Raw genomic sequence first — 2,680 nt, 5'->3', positions numbered from 1 at the left:
GAATAGCATACTTTCGCGATCGCAAAGCTCTCCATCCACACAAACCACAAACGCTGAAATTCGATAGGGAATCCCCCACTCGTTGGCCAAGAGATTCCCGCTATCATCTCGTAAATTTATGCCCTCCAGTTGACTGACAAATAAGGTTAGAAAGGACGGGAAAAAAACCCCTCGCTGGTTGGTTCGATAAACTCCGTATTCGCCCTGACAAAGCAATGGGTTTCGTATCCCCCATCCACCTTCAGCCACGGCAATCCACTTTCGTCTAAGTTAATATAAGGAGGTCCGCCACCAACAAAATGTATGGTGGCAAGGGAAAGAGGGTCGTTCGCGGATTTGACTTCTACCACAGAATATTCGGTTCCCGGCCCGCTACGACAATTCAGACCATTGGGGAGGTCTTTCACTTCCCAAGCAAACGCTTCAGCAATATCATAATAATCCCCATTCTCATTGAGCCTGGGAATTCAAATAGAACCTAGTGTAATCGGCTCATCTCTTTCGGGGTTTTGAAGCACTTCTACAAATTTATTAAGAATTGTTTCTGCCTCGTCTTCATAGTTAGTTGTAATGGTGAATACCATCCCCCTATTATTACAATCTAGTCCATCCACACAAACAACAAATGGTCGAACTGTACTTTGATAACTCCAGTTTCTTCCTACAGGCGAACCATCTACATTTACTGTGACCGGTACTCGTGTAGTATATAAAATTAATTCCCGATTGGAATAACCCGTGTAAATGCTATTTAGACGTTGCGAAACAATCTGGCAACGGGTTCCCGGACTGATAACTGGGTCTGGCACACGAGTCAAATCTTGTCCTGCTAGGCATCATATCTAATTGGTAGCACATAACTGTCAGTGCCTATCCTTTTCTCCCCCCATTCAATAATACGATAACTCCCCTCCTCTCGATTTAACATTGTATAGTAAGTGCCGTTTCTTTCTTCACATTCAATTTTTTTATTGTTCTGTTGGTTTGGCATTGGGCTATTTTGGGCATTAGCCGAAGACAATACAGCACCATAAATAGCTGTACTACCCAACAAAATCCAAAGTAAACTCTTCATTTTCATTTGGATTACTCCCATTAATTACAAACGAAAAATTGCCTACATGAATCGTTCAAATCTCAAGCTTTTTCCAATAACATAGTTAATGCTTGAGAAACAGCTATCTAGAACTAGCGGTTTTACTGCACTTGATTGAGTATCTGCTGAATTTATTCATAGGCTTCAGTTCTAGCTAACATTTAGCTATCTGAATTCAACCATTTAATTGGGCTGCAACCACCTCCATGACCCTATTTAAACAACCCTCTAGCATAATTGCAAAGTCGCCTCGGGTTAGAGCTCGATTTCCTCTGTAGGTTCCATCAGGATAGACGCTAACACAATTGTATCTTTCTACCAAATTTTGGAGAGCATAATAATAATCATCGCTGGGGCTTACGTCCCTAATTCCTGAAATGCTAGTGACTTGAGCTAGTTGTTGAGAATCAGGACTAAGAGCTTGATTAAAAGAAGGTTGCTCAAGTTTAACTACTGCTGTACGCTCTGGGGCGATCGCTGTTGGCGATGATGCATGAGCAAGTGGAGCTAGAGTTGTGATGATTATTGCTAGAGCGATTAATGTAATTGCTCCAAAAAACTTTCTAAGTGTTTGATTGTTTTTGAACATGATTGTTTTTGGGGTAAACTACTAGAAATTTATGGTTTCTGCGATAAGCGATCGCTCTTATCCTTGGGAGGGTTTGTTAGGCGGCGCTGAAATTTAGGCAATCAACCAATTCCCTTCAATTTCGCCGCTGTAACGCCCCAAATTATGCCTGGTAAAAAAAGCGCCTATTGATTTAGACTGGAGGGTCGATTTATTGCCATTTGGATTTATTCCCGTAGCAATAGATTTGAACTTCATGCTCAAATTCTCCATAAATGAATGACTGCAATCAATTCGATCGCCAATACAGCCAGGAAAGGAACAGCGATCGCCCCGATAGACCGATTAATGCTATTAAGCTTGTATCACCCTCGGCCAAAACCATAGAAATAATCCCATGCTGACCATAACTTTATTCGATAAGCTTAACTCGCTACCTCGCATCGGGCACACACTTCCTTTCTGATGACCCCTTCCGACCAGTGAAGAATCAAATCGAAACGGTAGCCCACAGACCCGGACTGGGAGATTAAGTTCGCGGAACCTTGGCTAACCCCTATCTCGTCTCTGATGTTTTGGTGCTTCACTGGCGGTTTCTTAACAAATCATTGACTTCTAATCTAAACCTCCCCACCCCCCCTGTCAATTCATAAAGGTCAATAATTTCCGCCATTTTTTAGTTCATAGTGTTCATATAGTTCATCCAATTTGCTCCCTTCAGCAGGGCGATCGGGCCAAAAGGTCAATTCTGGAGAGGGGGAAAGTCTGGGGTGGGGGAGGCGATCGCCGGGGAGCCAGGGAACCACTCGTCCTCTTCTGATGAGACGTTTGGGTTTGGTCAGAGCGATCGCGCTGAGTTAACTCATCAAGCAATGTTTGAGAGAACTAGAGTCTGATTGGCTGATTGCTTTCTGGACTGACAAGCAAATTTACAAAGTCTTGAAGTTTTTTCTCTGCTTGTTGGATATTCTCCGTTGGAATAGTGAATAGCATACTTTCGCGATCGCAAAGCTCTC

Annotated in this window: 3 protein-coding genes; all 3 read right to left on the bottom strand. The window is 42.9% G+C overall.

The features are described from left to right. Window positions 1-146: 146 nt before the first annotated feature. The 3 genes from AC0QH1_RS01140 to AC0QH1_RS01130 all read right to left on the bottom strand — a co-directional run bounded on the left by AC0QH1_RS01140 (window position 147) and on the right by AC0QH1_RS01130 (window position 1,685). Window positions 147-407 carry an SH3 domain-containing protein gene (locus tag AC0QH1_RS01140; protein WP_324628896.1) on the bottom strand — a complete coding sequence of 87 codons (261 nt, stop codon included), beginning with the start codon at window positions 405-407 and terminating at the stop codon, window positions 147-149. A gap of 422 nt (window positions 408-829) precedes the next feature. Next, on the bottom strand, window positions 830-1,081 hold the full coding sequence (locus AC0QH1_RS01135) for a hypothetical protein (RefSeq protein ID WP_324628894.1): 252 nt from the start codon (window positions 1,079-1,081) through the stop codon (window positions 830-832). Between the two features lie 190 nt (window positions 1,082-1,271). Next, window positions 1,272-1,685 carry an S-layer homology domain-containing protein gene (locus AC0QH1_RS01130; protein WP_324628893.1) on the bottom strand — a complete coding sequence of 138 codons (414 nt, stop codon included), beginning with the start codon at window positions 1,683-1,685 and terminating at the stop codon, window positions 1,272-1,274. Window positions 1,686-2,680: the final 995 nt, after the last annotated feature.

The organism is Phormidium sp. CCY1219 (assembly GCF_055795085.1).
The sequence above is the reverse complement of the archived record's forward strand: the minus strand, read 5'-3'. Positions and strand labels throughout refer to the sequence as shown.

Coding starts and splice junctions, on each gene's coding strand:
- AC0QH1_RS01135 (WP_324628894.1), bottom strand. CDS start 1,081: ATGAAAATGAAGAGTTTACTTTGGATTTTGTTGGGTAGTACAGCTATT.
- AC0QH1_RS01130 (WP_324628893.1), bottom strand. CDS start 1,685: ATGTTCAAAAACAATCAAACACTTAGAAAGTTTTTTGGAGCAATTACA.